We start from the raw sequence: 22,301 nt of genomic DNA on the forward strand, positions 1-22,301 counted from the left end.
AATTAAGACAAACTGAATTAATTAAATGTTGTTAAATCAAAGTTTGTTGTATAAATTAATAAATCTATATAAATTAAATACAATCTAAAAAATTAAGTATGTGCAATTAATGTGCAATCTTGTTTTAAAGGAAAAATATATGGTCAAAATTAGATAGAGACTAATTTCCCATAAAAAAGTCTTTTTTCAACTTGCAATAACTATTATATAACCTTATATCTGGCAGCGTAAAGTTGGGGGTTCTAGCCCAGCGCTTATGGAGTGGTCTATTTTAATTGTTCCATAAAAGCGGCTTCAATTTAACTAACCCATTTAAAATCTTCCGGCCGCTTATCAAATAAATCTTTTACCGTGTGAATTTGCCTAGCAATTTCCAAGAAAGCAGTTTTTTTCTTCCGGACTAATTCCACAATCCACCATTCCTACCCGATGAGGATGACTTACCATATTTTTCAACTACCCCATTATTTCTCTATTAAGTTGCGGGCGCGGCATTTGAAGGCTACGCCCGGACATTCGATTTTTTTATTACTTGTAGTTAAGCCGTGCCAATAGTGATACCCAACTCATTCAACCATTTGCGATAGGCAATCGACATTTGGTCACACCTCAAACTCAATTCCGCTTGCAGATCAAGCGGCAACTCTTCCGGCTTCTGCCCTTCCAGAATTTCTATGTCCTGACTCATTGTCAGATCTTGGAACTTTTCATACTCCTCATTTGGAACGTCGTGGGCAAAATTGCGGGAGATGACGCAGAACGCCTGCGCTTTATGCTTCTCCATTTGATTTACTGTAATCATAATCGAGATAATATCGCCTGTTACCGAATTGGTCTTACGCAAGCGTGCGGTAAACGGACGCAAGGCCTCTTTGACAATGTAGTTTTTCGCTTCTTTACCGCTTGCATCAGAATTGGGTTGCAGAATCAGCACATCTTCGGTGCAAGGCCAGCCTTTCTCCATGTGTACCTTATATTCTTGCACTTTCGGCTCAGACGGATCGCCTATCAATCCTCTATGGACGAACATCAAATGGGCAAAATCCATGAAGTTTTCGAGAATCCTTGGGGCCATCGCCTCGATAATATATGGACCGCTCTGCACCGTTCGGAATGCGGGATTATTAGACTCTTCAAACGGTGGCACTCCCACTATTGGCTCACCCATGTTCACCCAGACCAATCCATGCTTTACTTCACAATGAAATACTTTCGCCAGCGCCTTTAGTGGGATAGCTTTTTCCGGTTGTGCTGGAATGCAGACACAGTTTCCTTTTGAGTTGTATTGCCAGCCGTGGTATGGGCAAACCAGTCGGTCTTTCTCCACATACCCACCTTTGGAGAACATCGCCCCGCGATGGATACACAAATCCTTCCACGCATGTACCCCTTCACTGTTGCGGAAAATCACTACGCGCTCACCTAAAACTTTTATCCCTACTGGTTTGTCGGTCAATTGGGATTCACGCATCACCGCATACCACTCATTAATCAATACCGGATCAAACATTTTTTCTGCTGTCATCTTATACAACCTCCCTATTTTTCGAAAAGTTCACTGCATCACATGTGTTCATCTTGTTTTTGCATCTCTTTCTCTCCTTTTTGCTGCTCACCCCTTTCCAAGACACAATAAAAAGCCGTAGAATAAAAAGGATTAGTTTCCCTTTTCTCTTCTACGGCTTCATACTCCCCGTTAGACAGTTCGCACGCGACCGAATTTATCATCTAGATAAGACGGCCCGCAAATATCAGTGCACATATGTTGGCTATCGTATCCATTGCATGTATGCAATTATGGTAATGGATTCTCTCTGTAAACCGTTGTGACCGCCAACTCCATTTTGGGGTCGTAGTCCATCAGCACAGTAGAGATGTTCAAATCAACTTCGTTCTCCAACTGCTCTTTTAGTAAAATCTTGAACTCTGACACAATCGCATTGTCCATTTGTTTGACCAGCTCTGGATGGTTTTTGGTCAAGACCTCCAGCGTTGGCAAGCGCTTGTGTTCGCTAAAGTAAATAATTTTGTCTTGATAAATCTCAATTTTTTGTTTTCGTACTCCCAGACCAAAAATCTCCTGATTGACTTGGTTATACACCTTCATCAAATTGGTCCGCAGAACGCTGGTTTGAGAGCTTGACACTGCTTCCACGAACCCCCCTTGCTCTTTTCTTTAGTTAATAGTATAGCAATTCATTAACAATTGTCAATATAATTCTACTATTTTGATTTATCAATCAATTTAACCGAGGAAGGATGTTTTCCATGTCTATCAAACCAAATTCCTGGGCTTCTTAACAACAACTCACATCAAAAGTGGTTCGTTTTTTAAAGGAACAACGTATCGGAGCGTTGTTAAAGCAATCCAATTTTTACAAGGATTCCGTTTTTACCTGCATTGAATTGCTCAAGTTTATTTTTCTGTTGGTGTTTAGCAAGAAGAATCTCTATCAGACTTTACAAAAGGAAGATTCAACTGACCGTCCCGGAAAGGATACAGTTTATCGCTTCCTCAATTCCAGTCGCTACAATTGGCGAAAGTTCTTGCTAGTTCTTAGCTGTGGTTTGATTCAGACAAAGGTCGATCCATTAACAGAAAAAGATCGTGTCAAGGTCCTTATCTTTTATGATTCCCTATTTTCACGTGCTCGTAGCATACCAATAGAACTTTTAGCCAATGTGCATGATCATACGAAGAACAGGTATGTTCGTGGGTTTCGTATGCTTACCTTAGGCTGGTCAGACGGGAATACGTTTTTTCCGCTCTGCTTTTCCTTGCTCGGTTTCAATAAGAAAAGCAATCATTACGTTGAAATGAATGATAGTATTGACGAACTGCCGGATACCAGCGCAGAAAAGAGGCGATCAAGAAATCTTCGGAAACTTTGCAAGCTCTTCTAAAACAAGCCCTAAAACCGGATGCACAGGCTTCTTATGTCCTGTTTGACAGCTGGTTTAACTTCCTGGTGACCATCCTAAGAGTACTAGAGCAGGATGTGCAATGAGTAGGTTGGTTGATAATTATTATTTTTTTAGAGAAAGAATTAATTTATTCAATGCTACGTTAATTGGCGTTACAGGACGGTGGAGCAGTGTCTCAAGAACATTACTATCGACTCCTAAAAAACTATCACGAACACCAGCTTTTGTAGCTGTTAACATAGGATTCATTATTTCTGGTATATCTACATCTTTTAAATAGGCTGCCTAAATAAAGATACAGTCAGGAAAACACCGTTTACAACGATATTGATTACAAATAATAAAATCCAATCTCTCAGTGTTCACTAATGAGAAATTGGGATTTATTCACTTATCGAGCCCTGATTGTGTTAGATACTCTAATGCAATCTAAATGTTACCTATTATTGTTTATTCTCTTCATGATTTCTTTTATGAAAAGTATTATATACCTTCCCTATTTAGAGAAGGATTTTATATTTTGTTTCCCCCAATCGTACATCTTTAAAATGACAGGCATTAAACTTTGGCCTAATTCTGTTAATGAATATTCCACTCTTGGTGGAACTTCAGGGAATACTTTCCGATGAACAATACCATCTTCCTCTAATTCTCTAATCTGAGTTGTCAATACCTTGTGTGTGATTTTTGGAAATAGACGCTTAATTTCGCTGAATCGTAAGGTACCATCAGTTCCTAAATAGTAAATAATCGTTATTTTCCACTTGCCGCTAATAAGGGATAATGTCAATTCTTTTTCACAATTAAATTCTCCATTTTTTAATTTCTTCCTAACTTCTCTCCGTAAATCATCCATTAAGTAACCTCCTCTTCTCTGCAGTCTAAAAGTATCCTTTTAGTAACCTTCTCACAAAAAAGTGCGTTCTTCCATAAAAAAGGTTTATTTTTTAGAATAAATTTAAGATAGGGAATATTAAGATTTGGAATTTTAATAAATTAGGGTGGAACATCCTAAAAAACACTCTATCGAAATGATAACCTAAATCGTAAGCTAAGTAGAATGGAGGACGGAAGAATGGCAGGAAATAGAGCAGTAGTTTACAGGGGTGCTGGAAGTGTAGCCGTTGAAGATATTAGCTACCCAGATTTGATCCTAAGAGACGGACCGGGAGTAAATCCTTTAAATGTCGGCCGTAAGTGTGAACATGGGGTTATTCTTAAAGTTGTTACGACCAATATTTGTGGTAGTGATCAGCATATGGTTCGCGGTCGGACGACTGCTCCTTCGGGACTTGTTCTCGGTCATGAGATCACGGGTGAAGTCATTGAGGTAGGACGCGATGTTGAATTTATAAAAAAAGGAGATCTTGTATCTGTTCCATTTAATATTGCTTGTGGCCGTTGCCGTAGTTGTAAAGAACGCAACACTCACATTTGCGAGAACGTTAACCCTGATCGTCCCGGCTCCGCTTATGGTTATGTGGATATGGGCGGTTGGGTCGGAGGGCAATCCGAGTATGTAATGGTACCATATGCAGACTTTCAATTATTGAAATTTCCAGATAAAGAACAAGCCATGGAAAAAATTCTTGATTTAACGATGCTTTCCGATATCTTTCCAACTGGTTATCACGGTGCGGTAAGCGCTGGTGTGAAGCCTGGTTCTACCGTATATGTTGCTGGAGCCGGACCTGTTGGCTTGGCTGCTGCCCATTCTGCGCAACTTCTTGGCGCCTCTGTTGTTATCGTTGGTGACTTGAATAGCGAGCGGCTTGCCCAAGCTAGAAGCTTCGGCTGTGAAACGGTAAACCTAAAAGAATATCCAAATCTTGGAGAACAAATCGAACAAATTTTAGGCATTCCCGAAGTGGATTGCGCAATTGACTGCGTCGGTTTTGAAGCCCATGGACATGGTGCAGGAGCCGGTGAAGCTCCAGCAACTGTATTAAACTCGATTATGGATGTAACACGTGCCGGAGGAAGGCTTGGAATTCCAGGTCTGTATGTTACTGGTGATCCGGGGGCGATCGATGATGATGCGAAAATCGGTACATTGAAGGTCCGTTTGGGGCTCGGCTGGGCCAAAGCACATACCTTTGTGACGGGTCAAACACCGGTTATGAACTATCACCGTGACTTAATGATGGCTATCCTTAGCGGAAAAGCGCAAATCGCCAAAGCTGTAAATGCAACGCTGATCTCATTGGATCAAGCACCAGCAGCATATGCCGAATTTGATCAGGGTGCTTCCAAGAAATTTGTTATTGACCCCCACGGATTTTTTAAATAAATAAAGTCTGTCAGAAGCATTCTCTAAAACCAGTGAGTAAATTTTGAGACAAAAGGCATTTTTTAAGTAAAAAAAATGTATTTACTAATCCCTGTTATCTAATAAAAAAAATTAGGAGGTTCTTTAAGATGAGCAAAATCACATTAGAGCTAGCCAAAGAAATTATTGCAGGTGCTGAAGAAGAAGCAAAAAGAATTGGTGTTTCCATGGTTATCTCAGTAGTGGATGAGGGTGGAAATCTAATTGCTACTCACCGAATGGATGATGCTTGGTTAGCTAGCATCGAAATTGCCCAAAATAAGGCCTGGACGTCTGTTGCGTTAAAAATGCCTTCTGCAAACTTAGCCGATGCGACGGTTCCTGCAGCTGAGCTTTATGGTTTAAATACAACAAACAGTGGACGTCTTGTCGTTTTCGGCGGAGGAATCCCTCTATTCAATGATGGAAAAGTGGTTGGTGCTGTGGGTGTTAGCGGCAGTACCGTTCCCCATGATGTTCATGTTGCAGAGGCTGCTGTTAAAGTATTTAACAATAAGGTATCTCTATAATATTTTTTAGAATTAATTGGTGTTTTACTATTTTGTTGACAAACTGTGTTTCAAGTATTCAATGGGTATAGATTGTACCAGATTTTTTATCCAAATGAATAAAAGAATCCATTTTGAAAAATCATTTGATTAAAATGGATTCTTACCCAGCAGATTTAAGTTTAGTTTTAATAAAATAGTTTGACCATTTTCTACCTGTATTACTTAACAATCTCACCCTTTCATATTATAAGGTCAGCCAGAAAATATTTCTGGTTGACCATTTTTTATATGGATATATGATAACAGTAGCCGGGGTAGAACGTACGCGCCATTGGGACATCATCATTAAGAAACTTGGTACGAGCGTTCCCGGGGCGAATAGATCCCGGAGGAATCAGCATTGGTTGGCAGTCGCCGGTTCGATGCCGGCAACTGCCAATAGAAAAGCTCCATAGGTTCCAGCTTCCTGCAGCTTAACGAGATGGAGCTTACCGGTTTTCTTGCGCAGCCAACTTTTGAGGGTTCGATGCCCCCAAAAGCCTCATTTCTTTCTGAGTAAAAAAATAGGGATTACCCATCCTACATTGCTATCAATTCTTCCAATTCTATTAGAATGGCTTCCATCCATTCTTCCGCCTCTTAAGAGGATTCAATATACTCTATTAATCGGTCATACGGATTTTTCTCCTTTTCATCTAGGAACCATATTGGCGTGCCAAATTGACTGTCTACACCAACGAGACAATTTAGTCCGTAAATGCATCGATATTTTTGCTCGTTATTTATTATTTTGCATTCTTAAAATAATCTTTTTGCAAAATATATCAATCACTTAGGTCCTGACCCATAAGCAGCTGATTGCGCTCTTTCTCTAACTTCTCTTGGAGCCATTTAAATACCAAGATTAACAATTCACTCTTTGAGGAAAAGTAATTCTAAAAAGTCCCTCTGGAAATTCCCCTGCAACCTAAAATATCTTGAATGGACGTCGCTTGAAAACCTTTTTCGATAAATAAATAATGAGCAGTATCGATGACATGCTGTTTTTGTTTGTTCATTTTTAATCACCGATTTTAGACTATATGTATAATTACTCATTCTTTCCCAATTTATTAATGAAGACAATTATGATAAAATCATAATTCCTTTTACGTTCATATTAAGAAACGACAAAAAATAAAACCCATCACTATCTGAAATGATGAGTTTCGCCATTTTTCTATTAAGCTGTACCTAATACAACACCAAACTCTTTCAAATACTGTCTGTAAGCAATACTCATTCGATCACAGATAAGGGAAAGTTCAACTTGAAGATCAAGCGGAAGTTCCTCCGGTTTTTGGTTTTCTACTACCGGTTTATCTTGAGCGAAAATTTCATTTTGAAACTTGACTATTTCTTCATCGGTTAAACCAGTTTCGTAATCAAAGGAAAGGATTCCATAAGCTACGGATTCATTTTCATTAACTGGTCTGACAGTTAGAACAATTGTCATTTCTGTGTTATTTTCATGGTCTCTTTTTGTAAATTTGACCGTTAAAGGGCGCATAATTTCATACGTGTAGTATACGTATTTTGGTTTTCCAGATCCATCCGGATCAGGCTGATAGATGGGAATCTCATCGGTATAGATTCTGCCATTTTCTTTATGAACAAAGTAATTTTGAATCACACGATGGCTTGCTGCGCCAAGATATCCCTCATGAAGGACAGCTAAATGTCCTACATCGAGAAAGTTTTCGATGATTCGCGGCGGCTTAGCCTGAACCTCCTGCGGTCCCCAAATCACATTACGGAAAGCAGTGCCTTCCATTTCTTCATATCGAAAAAACTCCGGGTTATTATTCGCTAAATTCACCCAAACAAATCCGTATTTTTCCATACAGGCATATGACTCAGCTTTTGCTTTTTTTGGGATTGCTCTTCCTTCAGGCAGTTGAGGAATGCTCACACATTCACCGTCGTGGTTATATTCCCAGCCATGATAAGGACATACAATACAATCATTTTTCACCTCGCCAAGCGACAAAGCCGCCCCCCTATGGATACATAAATCTCTAAAAGCATGGACCCCTTCACTATTTCTAAAAATGGCTAAGCGTTCTCCCATCAGAATAATCTGAATTGGCTTTTCCTTTACATCTTCAGAACGGCATGTCACAATCCAGTCCTCCAGCAAAACTTTATCTTGAATCATCTTATCTCCCCCTCATATGTAATTATTACAATGGTTTTCGTTCAGTTCGTAATTGAAATGCCTATCCTTTTAAAAATTGCAGTTACAATTTTACCTAAAGAAGATTTTTACAGTACTCCAGATTGGGCGAACAATATTTTATCTTATTGGATCACAGTTGGAGCAATGGCTAGAGTTAGCCTAAATTTAATTATTCCAAATAAAAAGAGAAAATACGCGATCGATACAATCCAGTTAAGAAAATTACTAATACGTAATAGTTTGAAATAATTAAATAGATTGGGATTTTTTGAGAGATTAATAATTCAACAAATTTGATCTCTCTTTTTTCAGTTCTTAATTATTATTATTAAGAGAATATGGCAAGTATTCAGTAAAAATCACAAACATCAATTTTTATTTTAAATATTCTAAATTTTTAAATTAATAGCGTATTTATTTTAAACAAGCTGAATAGCTTAATAACACAATATTTTAAGGGGGACACCGAATGGACAAAAAACCAGAAAATGGGATTATTATCGGTGTAGATGATAGGATTGGCTATGGCAAAGCCTTTGTCCTTGGTTTACAGCATGTTCTGGCAATGGATTTGTATATTGCTCCTATCATTATCGCTGGCCTTCTTGCCTTAAGTACAGAAAATACCTCTTTCTTCATTCAAATGTGTTTTCTTGGAACAGGCATTGCCACATTAATTCAGACTGGTGCAGGAATTAAGCTGCCAGTTGTACAGGGGCCTTCATATGTGCCTATTGGAGCCATTGCCGCAATCGGCGGGAAACTAGGGCTTGGTGCCATCGCAGGAAGTTTAATTCCTGGGGCAATCATTATTGCAGTAATCGGATATCCATTAAAATGGTTTGCAAAAGCTGTTAGAAAGTTTATTCCGCCTCTTGTTGGCGGGACAGTTATCATTATTGTAGGAATTGCCTTAATGCCTATTGGCCTTAATAACATTTATCATTCACCAGGGAACATCGGGGAAAACATTCTTGTCGCGGCAGTTTCCGCGGGAGTTTTAATTTCTTGCATGCTTCTTGGCCCCAGGTTAAAAGGGATCGGAACATTTTTTCGTTTAGTTTCTGTCATCATAGCCATTGCTGTCGGAACGATGACTGCAAGTTTATTTGGCAGTGTTGATTTTTCACCTGTTAGGGATGCAAGCTGGTTCTCGTTTCCATCCCTCCTTCCATTTGGAAGTCCTGTATTTGATGTAAGCGCCATCATAACGATGGTATTCGTCTATTTAATCATTTTAATTGAAACAACTGGAACATGGTTTGTCGTTTCGACGGTTACGGGGAAAGAGCTTGATGAAAAGCGATTAAATAGGGCTTCTTTTGGTGAGGGTCTTGGCTGCTTTGTTGGTGCATTAGTTGGTAGTACACCAATGACTGGCTACTCATCTAATGCCGGGCTTTTGGCAATCACTGGTGTTGCGAGCAGATTAGTAATCATGGCTAGTGGAGTGATTTTAATTTGCCTAGGTCTCGTACCAAAGCTTTCTACAGCAATTACTTGCATACCGGAGCCTGTCATAAACGGGGTTTTTGGAATTGTTTGTGTTGCGATTGTTGCAAATGGCATAAAGGTGATTCAGCCAATTATAATTGATGACCGCAATATGATCATCATCGGAATGCCTATCTTATTAACAATAGCCGTTTCAATCCTGCCTAAAGAGGTTCTATATAGTACTCCTGATTGGGCAAATTATATTTTATCCTCTGGGATTACAGTAGGGGCCTTAGCTACTGTTATTTTAAATTTGGTCATCCCTACAAGAAAAGAAAAACCGAAAGAAGAACCTGTTGCGGTAGACTCTGTTTAGGAATTAAATTTGATGAGGCTGGGACAAAACTAGCTTCTATATTTGAAATAAGTGAAATCGCAATGCAGATTTCACTTTTCTCATTTCATTTCACAATATGGGGCAAGATCTTACACTTTTGCCCCATATTTTCTTAAATTGACGGCCATTAATCCGAGACCCATTTCGTTTTCAACCTTTGACTTTCCTCGAACAGAAAATCGAGTGAAACCTAAATTAGCCTTCAAGAACCCAAAAACTGGTTCTACATCGATTTTATGTTGAAGGTAAATTGAACCTGTTTTTTCTTCTGAAGGCTTGTTTCGTACATATTCTTTTTTTGCTCCCATTTCTCGTTTACTATGAGCTTACGGTTTGTACCTTCTTGCACTTTTGTACAAAACTTTCGCAATGGGCAACCTGTACAGTCTTCACATGCATAGATTTTAAATTGGCGCTGAAATCCTGTTTTATCTGTACGTACTGAATTGTATTGAAATGTATTGAAATGTAAGTTGCTTCTCATTCTGACACGTGTACGTATCACTTGTTCCATTATAAGCCCAGTTACTTGTTTTAAACGTTTTGAAATTTTCTTTTCTGCTCGTTTAAGTAGTGATTGAATGTAATCAATGGCGTTCTTTTACGCTTCGAAAGAATATCTTCATTATTCTGTTCACTGCCGTAACCGGCATCCGCCACGATATGTTCCGGTAATTCAAAGTACTGTTCTTCGATTTGGTCAAGAAATGATGTCAATGTTTTCGTATCCGTTGGGTTAGCGAAAACACCGTACCGCTAATGTGTATTGTCCTTCTGTTGCGATTTGTACATTAAAGCCAGGTTTTAGTTGTCCATTTTGCATGTAATCGTCTTTCATTCGCATAAATGTTGCATCTTTGTCTGTTTTCGAATAACTGTTACGTGTGCCGAAAACCTCAAAATCCTTTTCGTACTTCTGTTTGCGTGTGATCCAGTCATACACTTGCTTCACAATTTGTTTCGGCGTTTTTCGTTCACTACGTAATGAAAGCCGTTGAAATTTTACTCGTCGTAAAATTTCAACGGCTTTTTAGATGTCAGAGGTGGGTTTTGTCCCAGCCTCCACTTCTAGCTATTCAAACTTCCTTTTAACCAGACGCGGGGAAGGTATGGACCGACAGGGATTTGTATAAGGCTTGTTTTTTCTTTCGAATTGACTCCGTAAAGTTCATCACTTTGGTTCGAGTCGAATCCTAATAGTGGGTGTCCCCCCATCTCTAGGGCACATGCTGTCAAGAGTAGCCTTTGCAGAAGTATACCTGCTTCCATCTGTTGAATTCTGTATCCTCTATAGCCCAGTTCCTTTTTGAGGTGGTCCTTCTCTCCAACTACATGCAGACAGAGCGGTACCTGAAACAGATTTACAATTGGCGTTGTTAAACAATTTTGCATATACTCCCGGAAATCCCCCTTAGATATTCTCCGAAGTGCATGAGCACTTATATCATAGGCATAAGCACCATCTTGAACACCTTCCACGTTATAAAAAGTGCCATACAAATTTAAACCAGTCTCAAGATTCCCCTGTGTGTTGTTAAGGTCTTTTTGATATGAAAATGAAAAAGTCTCTTTTAACAAAGTAGATACTTTTGTTTGACTGACTTTCCCTATCATAAAATCAATATCAGGAGAGTGCCGCTCTCTGCAAACAGATGCGAGATCGTATGAAATTGCCTCCGTAAATGGCAGCATGATTAACTCTGAACCTAATGCAGTGTTAAGAGGATTATCTTTTTTTATGTTCACAAATGAATGTGTTGTCTCCAACATTGAGGCTTCATTGATCTCTTTCAGTAATGGGTAATCAATAACTCTCTTTGAACGGTTATATGTTACATGCTTGAGCAATGGAACTTCTCTGGACAATTCCTTTGCAGAAATATTTTTTTCTAGATTAAATTGATCCACATTATAAATAGATAATGGAATCACAGCATATACACTTTCATCCTGTTCAGATAGCCCAAGCAAATGATTGATAGGACGATCCAAAAATTGGTAACATACCTGTGTTGAGAACCCCGTCCTACCCGCCACTTCCAACGATTGCCCAATTAGCACGCCTGCATCTAACCCTTGTAACCTGTATGAGAAATTATTGTATTTATAAAAGTTTTTCCAAAAAACCGTCGATACAAAAACAGTACCAAAACAGTCTGAAAGATTATAACGATTTCCAAGACTTCTGGATAGGTAGGAATCATAGTTGCCTTCTCGCAACAATAAAAGGCGATGGTGTGCAACATCGTAATGGTAAACTCCCTCTGGTACATCCTCCAACTTTAAGTACACATATAATTCATTTGGATACAACGCTCCGCCAGAGGGAACAAATCTGCGAAACAACTGGGCGTAGCTTACATCAGCTTTTTCCCCTATGCCCTCAATGAAAGCAGTTTGAGAGTATCGAGTAAGACCATATACATACCATAAATAATGACCAAACTCCTCCAGGCTGGGTATTGAATTAGCTTCTCTCCCTTTGAGAGTTAACGGTATATCTGCGGTAAGTGGAATCTCTGGTAAGCCACGGTACAGTTTATAGGGAAGTGGTGCGTCTTCCCAATCCGGTTGCCAATCTGGCGAAAGAAGTTTATCAGTGTCAAAATGCAAATTGTATAGGAATGTATCTAGATCCAACTGAAACCCTCCTACTCTTGCAGTTATGGAAAAGGGTGGGGATATGGATTCAACTGTTCATATGTTAACGGATGGTTTTTAAACCCGAGTTTTACAGGTACGTTTAGTACACGTTCAAGACCTTTTATACGTGTAAGGTGATGTCCAAATGTCATTGGCAGCATTCCAGGAATTATTACCTTTACACAAACTAAACCGTTCCTTTTGGTTATAGGAGATGTTTGGTCAACCACAATGACTTCCAAGTCTAATCTTCGGAACCTATTTAGAATATCCTCAACATCATCCTTCAAATCAGCATTCACCGGCGGGCATTTAAATTCCTCATCAAATGTACGTAAAGGGCGATTCTCATCCAATAAAAAGCTTAAGTTCTCCTCCGCTTCTCTTAGTCCGTATAGCATGCCATGGTCCTCCATGGTACGCACAGCAAACGGATCCTGTAACATCGCTTCATATTTCTGTCGATTATTCTCCAATATTTCGTCATGCCTAAACATCATTCCTGCAAGCTCGTAAATCGCACTTTTTACTGCCTTTACAGGATCAGGATTAGCTGCGCCTGCACAAATAAGATTTGTACCCTTGGATCTTCTGTTTTTTGCCACTGCCCAAACGCTCGGAATTTCATGTTCCATCGTCGAATTGTAAAAATGCAGGTCATAACCAGCCACCTCATTTATGCGGCTAACCATCAACTGCAATTCTTTATCGTTCGCAGAACTAAGGTCAAGACGTGGAAGGGGGAGTTGTGCATACCAGGTTAATAAGAATGAGTCTCGCTCGACGATCTCCATAATAGCATGGAAAATGGCCTCCTCTATAGTCCCTCCTAAAGCACAACCGTTGGAAGTCTCATAAACAAATCCCTCTCCATATCCCAAACTGTAATAGGCCAGTAACTCCGGAACAAGAATAGGGCGTTCTTGTAAAAATGAATATCCCCAGACCCAATTCATTGGTTTATCAGGATGAAATGGTTCAAATGGAAAATGTGGCTTTGAATACTGCTCCTTCTCATGCAAACCTACCTTTGCAGGATTTAGTGCTTTATCCGCCAAATTTTGATAACTATCACGAACTACCTTCCTTTTCCCGCGAGGTTCGATTCCGCAATATCTCTCCAAACCCTCTAAAATGGCAGTTAGCTCACTCATTTCATAGGAATTAGACCTACCTGCTACTCCCTCGTCCCCATCAAACAACGGCATGTTCACTAAAACATCAGCGAACGGCAGCCTGGAATCCTGCATTTTCCCATTCATGATCCCAGTACGATAATCCAGATAATTTTGGACTAGCACGTTTTTTAATTCATCTATCGAACGGCATCGGTAACCAGAAGGCTCCAATTTAGGACTAGCTTCTAACCTGATTTTCGCTAATTCAGCTGTGTCTTTAGGTAATGGACTGCACATTGGGCACAACGGATCTGGCAAGAAAAAATGGCTGGAGATCGTTAACGTTTTCAGATTTGTTATTATTACCCGTTCTCCTAAGAAGCTTTGTTCTCCTTGAATTATCTTCATCACTTCGTTGCTAATCAAGATCGCCATTTGCGATAGTCCGGTTCGTGATGCCCATGCATCACGAAGTAAACCTTCTCCTGTTGCCATTTTCACCCGAAGTCCCAACATCTCTTTGCGATCAGGTCCAGCTAACAATAGTCGTATGTCAGCACAATGAGAACACCCCGGTACATCAGGGCGTACAAATGGACCAATAATTCCCTCACCAAACGAAACGAAACCCCGAAGCCACGGAATACCTAAGGCCCTTAACCTCTCTTCCGCTTTTTGATGAACGGATGGTTTCCAGGTATCGTGCAGCACAAGAACTAATTCTGTATTTTCGGGAACCTCTTCAAGAATGCTTTGGCGCCTAACAAGATAGTTTGGGGACAATTGCTCATAGACATATTCCGCTAATAAACCCTCACCATCTATAAGTATATAAGCAGCCATTAGTATCCCCCCTCTTGAACCTGAACACCAAACACCCCTGCCAGCTCTTGTTTTAAAAACGGCTCAAAGGCTAAGTCATAGATTACTAGCCGCATGCGGTTCCGGTTTAATACCTGAATAGAAGATTGTAATAGCTCCTGAGACGTCATTTCATCACAAGATGGGATATCCAGTTTGCTTTCGTTTTCTCCCAGAAAAACTGTTGACTCCATCTCTTGCTTTACTGTGGAATTCACTTGGTTTTGAGCATCCAAAAGCGATTGTTCCAATGCATTTCGTAATGCCAATGTTGTATTTAAACCTGCGCTTTTGTGCCAACGGCCATTCGACCTTACCCATACCACTGGGAAACCTAGTACATCCTCTTTTAAACCAATTGTTGGAGCACCATTTAAGGTGGTCAGGGCATTATAATAAAATCTGCATCGCTTATCTTCTAGGGCTCCCAACTTCATACGATAAACCGCACTCTGCTGATCGACCTTTCTTTTTTTCAATTCTTCATCTAAATATACTTGAAGGCCTCTACAAACAGACTCTGCGATTGTTTCTCCAGCACCGATGCCTATAAATTCCTCAGGTATGTTCGCACCCACCTTATTTTTCTTATGATTGTATCCCAGATCGTGGAAATTCATCATTTGTGAAACATACATTTCAATGCCCGTAAGCCCAGCCTCTTTTTTTGCTTCCTCATGTGATAGTCCAGCACAGACAACTTCAGGAAGCAGCTCTGCCGGTCCCTCTGAAAAGGGGTTAACTGCTTGAACATAGCACTGTGCAAGTGGAAGTTGGGGTAAATTTCGTTCCTCCCAGGTATGGAAAATTCCTATTTCTTCTGACGTTAGTCTACTGAAATACTCTAAGAGGTCACTCGATGGTTCATTTCTGTCCGTTTCTTGTTTGAGGCGTAAATCAAAATCCTCCACCAGTCTTAGAGTATCACGTTTAGACGTACCCAATGGATGTGGGATGAAGTACAGCCAGTCTCCTTCGAGGGTCTCAAGATCAAGCATATAAATTTGATGACTCTCATTAGAATCTGCAATCCCTGTAGCCCTTTTGAAAAATTCAAATACAGAAACATTTGCCAGAATCGATCCCGCTGTTGAAGAGAAGGATTGAGGCTGAAGATCTTTTTTTAAGGCTGAGTGATGGATTCTGCGCCATGCAGACTCCCAACATCCATCTGTATCTGGTTGATCAAATGGGCCGGATAGCCCCACCTGATCTAAATAGATGGATGGCATAAATGCCTTCTTTTCTTCTTTGCAAACCAGATTAAGGTCCCTTAGCTCATTTATATTGCCATCCTGCGAGACGTATAGAATCCAATCATAAGGCTGAATTGCTTCTCTCCAGAAACTGCTCCCCGCGTCTTTATGAAAGGGTACTTCCTTTATCTCGACTTCGGAATCAGTCTTACGTGCATTTTGCACCAGTTCATGTAGCCTCTGCCAATTAGTTGGAATGGAATCTGTGACCATGACATTTAATTTGGGCAGACCTGATTCGATTAACGCGGAAACCAATGAAACCATAAAGGGGCCAGAGCCAACAGCCAGAACTTTCGCCTGACGGTATTCTTGAAAATGGTACGCACCAGATTCCATAAAATTCTCTATAAATTCGATTTGTGAAGCATACTTTTCAAGAATGTTTCGATTCAATTGATGGGGATCCTCTTTGCTTAGATCCCGAACAAAACCATTGTTGTGCAACGTTTCTCCAATTTCGTACACCCTTTCCCGATAAGGGGCAGTTAATCCATTTGTTAATTCTCCCATTGTATGTTCTCCATTGAACATTGGAAGTAATTTTTCAATCCATTGAAAGATTGTATTGCCTTCCATACGGAATGAACTTAAGTTGTTTCTAAAATACACACCACCATTTGGATCTGGAATAAAGAAAGTATCCCTTTTGGCCTTCAGACGTGAGGACGAGTCCAGTTTTTTCATTCAGCTCCTCCTTATTCATAATCGTACTAATTATTCACTATCAGTTTATGTACGATTTTTTGTCCAATATGATAAAAAGAAAAGCGGAAGCGCCCTGTTCAACGGCGTATGGCCTGGAGCGCTCAAATTAGATAAAGGAAACACGAAGGAGCCGGAGGCGCATTCGTGCTTGACTTATCGTAGCGAGAAGAGCGAAGGGCGCTAGAGCTGGACAATTCTCAAAGTTATATACTTTCTTTAAATTTAAGAAGTGCCCCAGCAAATTACGCAGGGGCATTTTTGATTCACAATATTAATTTTTTCTTTAGGAAATTACCAGGCGCCAAACAGCTCAAACTGCCAAAACAATTAAATAAAACCGAAACAGCTAAACCCGAGACCAAAGCCGAAACAACTGAAACCGAAGCAGCCACCACAGCCTCCACAGCCTCCACAGCCAAAGCAGCCAAAACCACCACAACGAAATCCTCCACAACGGAAGCCTCCACAGCCACCGCAACGGAATCCACAGCCTCCACAACGCCTGCTCATCATGTGCAGGTCCTGACTCTGAATGTCCATAGGAACTAACTGACCAACTTGATAAGGGTCGATTCCCAACCCTTGCAGCTCATTTTGAAACATTTTGTTTTTTCCCTCCCCATTGTCTTTAATTATTTGGGCTAAACTTGTATAGAGAGTTGAAAAGTCAATGCCAGTTCTGTGTAAACGAAATCATTCGATACGATGTGTACTCTCTTCAACAAAATATGCTTTTTTTAGGTCTCTGTTACTAAACAAAGAGCCTATTTTGCGTTGAAGCATTTTAATATGTTGCTAAAATAATATTTATGGTTGATGCCTATATTCAGTCCGCATATTTTTTTGCCTTATATTTAGTTGGTCCTTAAATCTACTTCCTAGCCTTAAATATTCAGTACAAAAAAAGTCTCTCCACTTTACGAGCAGAGAGAATTTTTTACACACAACCTCATCATTATTTTCTTAAAACTAGAAGTGAAAGCACTCAACATGTGACGAGTTGATAGTGCATACAGGTTTATCAGTATATTGGAGTAGCACTTGCCTAGATTTAAAATATCAAAAATGGAACAACATATACGTACTATGAGAAAGTAGTTCTCCTAATATAATCTCATATCATTTTACATGTACCTATTCGTCCGTATATTCCATTTTTTTACATCTTAATAGCCCATTTTGCTTTATTCGAATCGCTTTGTTTTAATTAGTTTGTTATCAAATTTACTAACTGACTTTTTATGTACTCAGTGAATAGAGACAATCCATTCATGAACAAATTGTTGCAATGATTTATATAGTAATTTTAAATCTTTTGGTTGGATATTTCTTTGAGTACAGAGAAATTAGCTGAAATTTTCTACTCTTAAAAAACAGAGCTTAATCAAATAAAGATAGAGTTGAACCGATTACAAAAACTTCTTACAAATTGCCCACAATTAAGAGAAGAAAATAAATTGTGAATATAGGACTCTTACATTTAAAAAAATTATTGATTATGATATTAAATCTATTATCAATACACAAAAATACAATTAAATAAAGCAAAAAAAAGACCACTTCCGAAGAAGTGGTCTTTTATACGGAAACCCTTTGTTCCGAAGGGTTTCTACGGGTTTGGCACCCAATGATCTGAGAGGGATTTGAACCCCCGACCCCTACCCTGTCAAGGTAGTGTTCTCCCGCTGAACTATCAGATCGTTTATTAAGTATATGTTCTATTATATTAATTTTTTAGAAAAAGTCAATCATTTTTGCTTTCTTTTCATTAACAATGATTAATTTAGGTTTTCTTAAATGAAAAGACCGATTCTCTAACTTGCAAAGAAAATCGGTTGATTGACACTCATTTATTATACTTGTCTGCTTTCCAGCCTTCGTGCAACTAATGACAGGCCATAGTTCACAACAAAATACATGATTGAAATAACGATAAATATCGGAATTATATAATTAATATTTTGTGCATAGATAATCTGAGCATTACGCATCAGTTCTGGTAAAGCAATAATTACGCATAGTGATGTATCTTTAAGTAAAGAAATAAATTGACTTACAATCGGAGGTACCATTCTTCTTAAGGCCTGAGGCATGATTATTTTAAATAATGCTTGAATATATGTTAGCCCTGATGACCGGGCAGCCTCCATTTGACCTTTATCAATAGAATTTAATCCGCCCCTTACAATTTCAGATAGCATGGCTGATGTAAATACTGTCAATGCAGTGATGGCAGCTACAGGCTTACTCATTTTGATCCCAATTTCCGGCAGTGCAAAAAAGGTAAAGAAAATGATTAACAATAGCGGAGTATTTCGAATGGTTTCTACGATCACTGCTATGACTTTTGATAATACTGAGATTTTAGCATATCGTAAAGTTCCTATAACGATTCCAATGATAAAGCTCAAGAAAATAGATATAAATGCAATGTAAAGCGTCACCATAAAGCCAGTACCGAGGAATTTTAAATGATCGACTGAGAGAGCTCCAATAAAATCCATAGTTCCCCTCCTTAATGGCTTCTAGCCAAGCGTTTTTCAAGATAGCCAACGCCTAGACTTAATGGAATGGTTAAAACAAGATAAAAGATTGCTACGAAAATATATACATCAAATGTCACAAATGTATTTGACGAAATAATATCACCAAAATACATTAAATCTAAACCAGCTACCATTACTAAAATAGAAGAATTCTTGACAAGGTTAATAAACTGGTTTCCAATCGGTGGAATGACTATTTTTATTGCCTGGGGCAATATGATTACATTCATCGCTTGCAAGTATGTTAGACCAGAAGACCTTGCTGCTTCCATTTGTCCCTTCGGAATCGATTGAATGCCTGCTCGAATTGCTTCAGCAATGAATGAAGCTGTATAAATCGCCAAGGCAATTGTACCAGCAGTAAAACCAGATAAAGTTACACCAATAGCAGGAAGACCATTAAAAAAGAAGAAAGCAATAATAAGAAGCGGGATATTTCTGAAGAACTCAACAAATGCAGTTCCAAGCCAATTTAGTGGTTTAAATGGGGAAATTCTCATAACTGCTACAATAATCCCAAGAAAAAAGCTTCCAATAAGTCCCATAATGCTAGAAAACACTGTATTTTTAAATCCTTCTAAATATGTGTCTAAATTATCAGTAAGTATTGTAAAATCAAGCAAACTGATTTCCCCTCCTTTTTATAAAAAGTGGTCAGGATGAGCAATTGCTCATCCTGACATCATTTGATACTAGTTAGTTTTAATCCACTTGCTATATATTTCATCATACTTTCCAGTTTCTTTTAACTTCTTCAAAGCATCGTTAATAGCATTAACTAATTCTTCATTTCCTTTTTTAACAGCAATTCCATAAGGCTCTTCTGTGAAAGTTCCGCCAACAAGCTCAAAGTTTGAATCTTGGTCAGCCATACCGTAAAGAATAGAATCATCTGTCGTTAAAGCATCTCCTTGACCAGCTTTTAAGGCAGTAAATGCTTCAGCATAGTTTTCAAATTCTAAAACAGTTGTGTCAGGGGCTTTTTCACGAATGTTCTTTGCTGATGTCGAACCTTTAACAGCAAGAACTTTCGTGCCGCTCTTCAAATCTTCAAGACCTTTAATGGCGCTTCCTTTTTTAACAAGCAGTGATTGTCCGGCATCAAAATAAACATCAGAGAAATCAACTTCTTTTTTACGCTCTTCTGAGATTGTCATCGTTGCTACAATTGCATCAATATCACCATTGTTTAACATTGGAATACGCGTTTTAGAAGTAACTTCTTTAAATTCTACTTTGTTCTCGTCACCAAGAAGCTCTTTAGTCAATGCTTTTGAAATATCAATATCAAAACCTTCTACTTCACCAGTACTCGGGTTTTTAAGTCCGAATAATCTAGTATCATGCTTTACCCCAATTACAATTTTGTCATTTTCTTTAATTTGTTCTAAAGCATTTTTGCTACCAGAACCTGTCGTTTCCTTTTCATCCTTGCCGCATGCAGCAAGAAGCATTGTTGCAGATAAGAACAGGATACCTGCTATTTTTCTTCCTTTTTTCTTAAACATAAATAATCCCCCTTTTGTTTTAATGATTTAATACACGACTAAGGAATGTACGAGCCCTTTCTTCCTTTGGATTCGCATAAAACTCAGCCGGAATTCCTTCTTCAACAATTTGGCCTTGATCCATGAATACAATTCGATCAGCTACTTCTTTAGCAAATCCCATTTCATGAGTCACAACGACCATAGTCATTCCTTCTTTTGCTAGCGCTTTCATTACATCTAGAACCTCTCCAACCATTTCTGGATCAAGTGCAGAAGTAGGCTCATCGAACAGCATAATTTCAGGTTTCATCGCAAGTCCCCTTGCAATTGCAACCCTTTGTTGCTGCCCTCCCGATAATTGGGATGGAAATGATTTTGCCTTATCAGGAATTCCTACTTTTTCAAGATAGTACATAGCTGTTTCTGTTGCCTCTGCTTTTGACTTCTTCAATACCATAGTTGGCGCAATTGTAATATTTTCAAGAACTGTTTTATGTGGATATAAGTTGAAATGTTGAAAAACCATTCCTATATTTCTTCTTAACTGGTTAATATCTGTTTTCTTATCATTTACTACTAAGTTATTAACTGTTAATCCGCCAGTAGTAATTGTCTCAAGACGATTAATGCAACGGAGCATCGTACTTTTCCCAGATCCAGATGGACCTATAACAACTACAACTTCCCCTTTTTTAATTTCTAGATTAATATCTTTAAGTACATGAAAGTCTCCATAATACTTATTTACAGACGCAAATCGTATCATATCATTCCTCCGTAAATCTTTTAGTGAATATATATGTCACCTACCATTCGGATATTTAATTCAAAAAATTATCCCTTTACGGAAAAGTAAATTAATTGGATAGGTATAGAAAATATAATACATATAAACATCAATTTAGTAAACAATTATTATTAATTTTGAATTAATTCTGTCGAATTGTATCCTAAGGCACAGGCTTCAATACCTACTTTTTTTAGTTTTTGACCATTTATGATAATATATTTTGATGAGCCAATTAAATAGAAAATGGAGGTTTTGAATTGAGTATACCTAGAGGAACAATTAAGGATATAACATTCTCAAGTAAAGAGCTTGGTGAAGACTTACAGATTCTAATTTACCTGCCAACAGCTTTCAATCCTTTATATAAATATTCAATCCTTTTTGCCCAAGATGGCAAAGATTATTTTCAGTTTGGAAGAATCGGCAGGATGGCAGATGAATTATTAGAAAACAATATGATTGAAAGAATAATCATTGTAGGCATTCCTTACAAAAACGGAGAAGATCGAAGAAGAAAATATCATCCGAGCGGTGAACAGCATCAGGAATATATCCGCTTTCTTGCACACGAGCTCGTTCCATTTATCGATGCAGAATTCCCAACTTATCAGATGGGGATGGGCCGTGCACTTATTGGAGACTCCTTAGCAGCAACTGTTTCTCTAATGGCAGCTATTCAATATCCTCATACATTTGGTAAGGTTATTTTACAATCTCCAATGGTTAATGAGGATGTAATGAAAGCCGTTAAAGAAGTTAAAGAGCCACACCTTCTACATATTTATCATGTCATTGGCAAGGAAGAAACGGCAGTCAAGACAACAACAAAGGAAATTGCAGATTTTTTAACACCTAACCGTGAATTATCAGAGCTACTTAATGAATTAAAGTTCCCTTATTTTTATGAAGAATTTGAAGGGAATCATACATGGACTTATTGGCAGCCAAATCTAAAGCAAGCATTAAAACATATGTTTTCGTCCTAATTCTTTTCTAGATTCATTATATTTTCTTATGATAAGTTCTTTGTTTATTAAAATTTTGTTATAATAATATTAAATTTTATATTTTTCCCAATATTTATTATATAAT

The 22,301-nt window shown here is 38.5% G+C and carries 21 protein-coding genes, 1 tRNA gene and 1 pseudogene; 6 read left to right on the plus strand and 17 right to left on the minus strand.

Annotated features, from left to right (window positions below):
* Positions 1-538: 538 nt before the first annotated feature.
* Both V7127_RS19600 and V7127_RS19605 read right to left on the minus strand, forming a co-directional pair.
* Complete coding sequence (locus V7127_RS19600) at positions 539-1,525, minus strand: aromatic ring-hydroxylating dioxygenase subunit alpha (RefSeq protein ID WP_335488813.1); 987 nt, start codon at positions 1,523-1,525, stop codon at positions 539-541.
* Positions 1,526-1,795: 270 nt separating this feature from the next.
* Positions 1,796-2,155: a Na-translocating system protein MpsC family protein gene (locus V7127_RS19605; RefSeq protein WP_335354474.1), complete on the minus strand. Its 360-nt coding sequence runs from the start codon at positions 2,153-2,155 to the stop codon at positions 1,796-1,798.
* A gap of 413 nt (positions 2,156-2,568) precedes the next feature.
* Here V7127_RS19605 and V7127_RS19610 point away from each other — a divergent pair, with 413 nt between their 5' ends.
* On the plus strand, positions 2,569-2,904 hold the full coding sequence (locus V7127_RS19610; RefSeq protein ID WP_335488816.1) for a hypothetical protein: 336 nt from the start codon (positions 2,569-2,571) through the stop codon (positions 2,902-2,904).
* Positions 2,905-3,421: 517 nt separating this feature from the next.
* On the opposite strand, the gene V7127_RS19615 is transcribed toward V7127_RS19610, so the two are convergent.
* Positions 3,422-3,781, minus strand: coding sequence for a winged helix-turn-helix transcriptional regulator (locus tag V7127_RS19615; protein ID WP_335348233.1), 360 nt, complete (start codon positions 3,779-3,781; stop codon positions 3,422-3,424).
* A gap of 219 nt (positions 3,782-4,000) precedes the next feature.
* On the opposite strand from V7127_RS19615, the gene fdhA reads away from it, so the two are divergent.
* Together fdhA and V7127_RS19625 are read left to right on the plus strand one after the other, a co-directional pair.
* Positions 4,001-5,215, plus strand: coding sequence for a formaldehyde dehydrogenase, glutathione-independent (gene fdhA / locus V7127_RS19620; protein ID WP_335354472.1), 1,215 nt, complete (start codon positions 4,001-4,003; stop codon positions 5,213-5,215).
* A gap of 128 nt (positions 5,216-5,343) precedes the next feature.
* The gene (locus V7127_RS19625; protein WP_335354471.1) at positions 5,344-5,763 is read left to right on the plus strand and encodes a GlcG/HbpS family heme-binding protein; all 420 of its coding nucleotides are present in this window, start codon (positions 5,344-5,346) and stop codon (positions 5,761-5,763) included.
* Positions 5,764-6,680: 917 nt separating this feature from the next.
* On the opposite strand, the gene V7127_RS19630 is transcribed toward V7127_RS19625, so the two are convergent.
* Together V7127_RS19630 and V7127_RS19635 are read right to left on the minus strand one after the other, a co-directional pair.
* Positions 6,681-6,803 (minus strand): TetR/AcrR family transcriptional regulator, encoded by a 123-nt coding sequence (locus V7127_RS19630; protein ID WP_335354041.1) that lies wholly within the window; start codon positions 6,801-6,803, stop codon positions 6,681-6,683.
* A gap of 164 nt (positions 6,804-6,967) precedes the next feature.
* Entirely contained in the window at positions 6,968-7,942 is a 975-nt protein-coding gene (locus V7127_RS19635) for an aromatic ring-hydroxylating dioxygenase subunit alpha (protein WP_335354040.1), read from the minus strand.
* 30 nt (positions 7,943-7,972) lie between these two features.
* On the opposite strand from V7127_RS19635, the gene V7127_RS19640 reads away from it, so the two are divergent.
* Positions 7,973-8,212, plus strand: coding sequence for a hypothetical protein (locus V7127_RS19640; protein ID WP_335488819.1), 240 nt, complete (start codon positions 7,973-7,975; stop codon positions 8,210-8,212).
* 220 nt (positions 8,213-8,432) lie between these two features.
* Positions 8,433-9,776 (plus strand): uracil-xanthine permease family protein, encoded by a 1,344-nt coding sequence (locus tag V7127_RS19645; RefSeq protein ID WP_335346451.1) that lies wholly within the window; start codon positions 8,433-8,435, stop codon positions 9,774-9,776.
* Between the two features lie 110 nt (positions 9,777-9,886).
* Here the strand turns inward: V7127_RS19645 and V7127_RS25930 are convergent.
* The 12 genes and pseudogenes from V7127_RS25930 to V7127_RS19695 all read right to left on the minus strand — a co-directional run bounded on the left by V7127_RS25930 (position 9,887) and on the right by V7127_RS19695 (position 21,185).
* Positions 9,887-10,311 (minus strand): annotated as a pseudogene (locus V7127_RS25930) (transposase).
* 20 nt (positions 10,312-10,331) lie between these two features.
* A complete protein-coding gene (locus tag V7127_RS25935; protein WP_438824038.1) occupies positions 10,332-10,514 on the minus strand; it encodes a hypothetical protein in 183 nt (60 codons plus the stop codon).
* Between the two features lie 19 nt (positions 10,515-10,533).
* Entirely contained in the window at positions 10,534-10,749 is a 216-nt protein-coding gene (locus V7127_RS25940) for a hypothetical protein (protein WP_438824039.1), read from the minus strand.
* Positions 10,750-10,865: 116 nt separating this feature from the next.
* Entirely contained in the window at positions 10,866-12,437 is a 1,572-nt protein-coding gene (locus V7127_RS19655) for a SagB family peptide dehydrogenase (RefSeq protein WP_335354039.1), read from the minus strand.
* A 23-nt stretch (positions 12,438-12,460) separates the two neighbouring features.
* Positions 12,461-14,401, minus strand: a complete 1,941-nt coding sequence (locus V7127_RS19660) for a TOMM precursor leader peptide-binding protein (RefSeq protein WP_335354038.1) — start codon at positions 14,399-14,401, stop codon at positions 12,461-12,463.
* Positions 14,401-16,362: a putative thiazole-containing bacteriocin maturation protein gene (locus V7127_RS19665; RefSeq protein ID WP_335488822.1), complete on the minus strand. Its 1,962-nt coding sequence runs from the start codon at positions 16,360-16,362 to the stop codon at positions 14,401-14,403. The genes V7127_RS19660 and V7127_RS19665 overlap by 1 nt, the downstream gene beginning before the upstream one ends.
* A 348-nt stretch (positions 16,363-16,710) precedes the next feature.
* Positions 16,711-16,986: a heterocycloanthracin/sonorensin family bacteriocin gene (locus V7127_RS25945; protein ID WP_438824040.1), complete on the minus strand. Its 276-nt coding sequence runs from the start codon at positions 16,984-16,986 to the stop codon at positions 16,711-16,713.
* Between the two features lie 1,025 nt (positions 16,987-18,011).
* A tRNA-Val gene (locus V7127_RS19675) sits at positions 18,012-18,083 on the minus strand.
* A gap of 153 nt (positions 18,084-18,236) precedes the next feature.
* Complete coding sequence (locus tag V7127_RS19680) at positions 18,237-18,887, minus strand: amino acid ABC transporter permease (protein WP_335345662.1); 651 nt, start codon at positions 18,885-18,887, stop codon at positions 18,237-18,239.
* An 11-nt stretch (positions 18,888-18,898) separates the two neighbouring features.
* On the minus strand, positions 18,899-19,552 hold the full coding sequence (locus V7127_RS19685) for an amino acid ABC transporter permease (RefSeq protein WP_335488825.1): 654 nt from the start codon (positions 19,550-19,552) through the stop codon (positions 18,899-18,901).
* 69 nt (positions 19,553-19,621) lie between these two features.
* On the minus strand, positions 19,622-20,437 hold the full coding sequence (locus V7127_RS19690) for a transporter substrate-binding domain-containing protein (protein ID WP_335345664.1): 816 nt from the start codon (positions 20,435-20,437) through the stop codon (positions 19,622-19,624).
* Positions 20,438-20,456: 19 nt separating this feature from the next.
* Positions 20,457-21,185, minus strand: a complete 729-nt coding sequence (locus V7127_RS19695; RefSeq protein ID WP_335345665.1) for an amino acid ABC transporter ATP-binding protein — start codon at positions 21,183-21,185, stop codon at positions 20,457-20,459.
* 281 nt (positions 21,186-21,466) lie between these two features.
* On the opposite strand from V7127_RS19695, the gene V7127_RS19700 reads away from it, so the two are divergent.
* Positions 21,467-22,195: an alpha/beta hydrolase gene (locus V7127_RS19700; RefSeq protein ID WP_335488828.1), complete on the plus strand. Its 729-nt coding sequence runs from the start codon at positions 21,467-21,469 to the stop codon at positions 22,193-22,195.
* Positions 22,196-22,301: the final 106 nt, after the last annotated feature.

Source organism: Bacillus sp. JJ1773 (genome assembly GCF_036962035.1).
In the GTDB taxonomy this organism is placed as follows: domain Bacteria; phylum Bacillota; class Bacilli; order Bacillales; family Cytobacillaceae; genus Cytobacillus.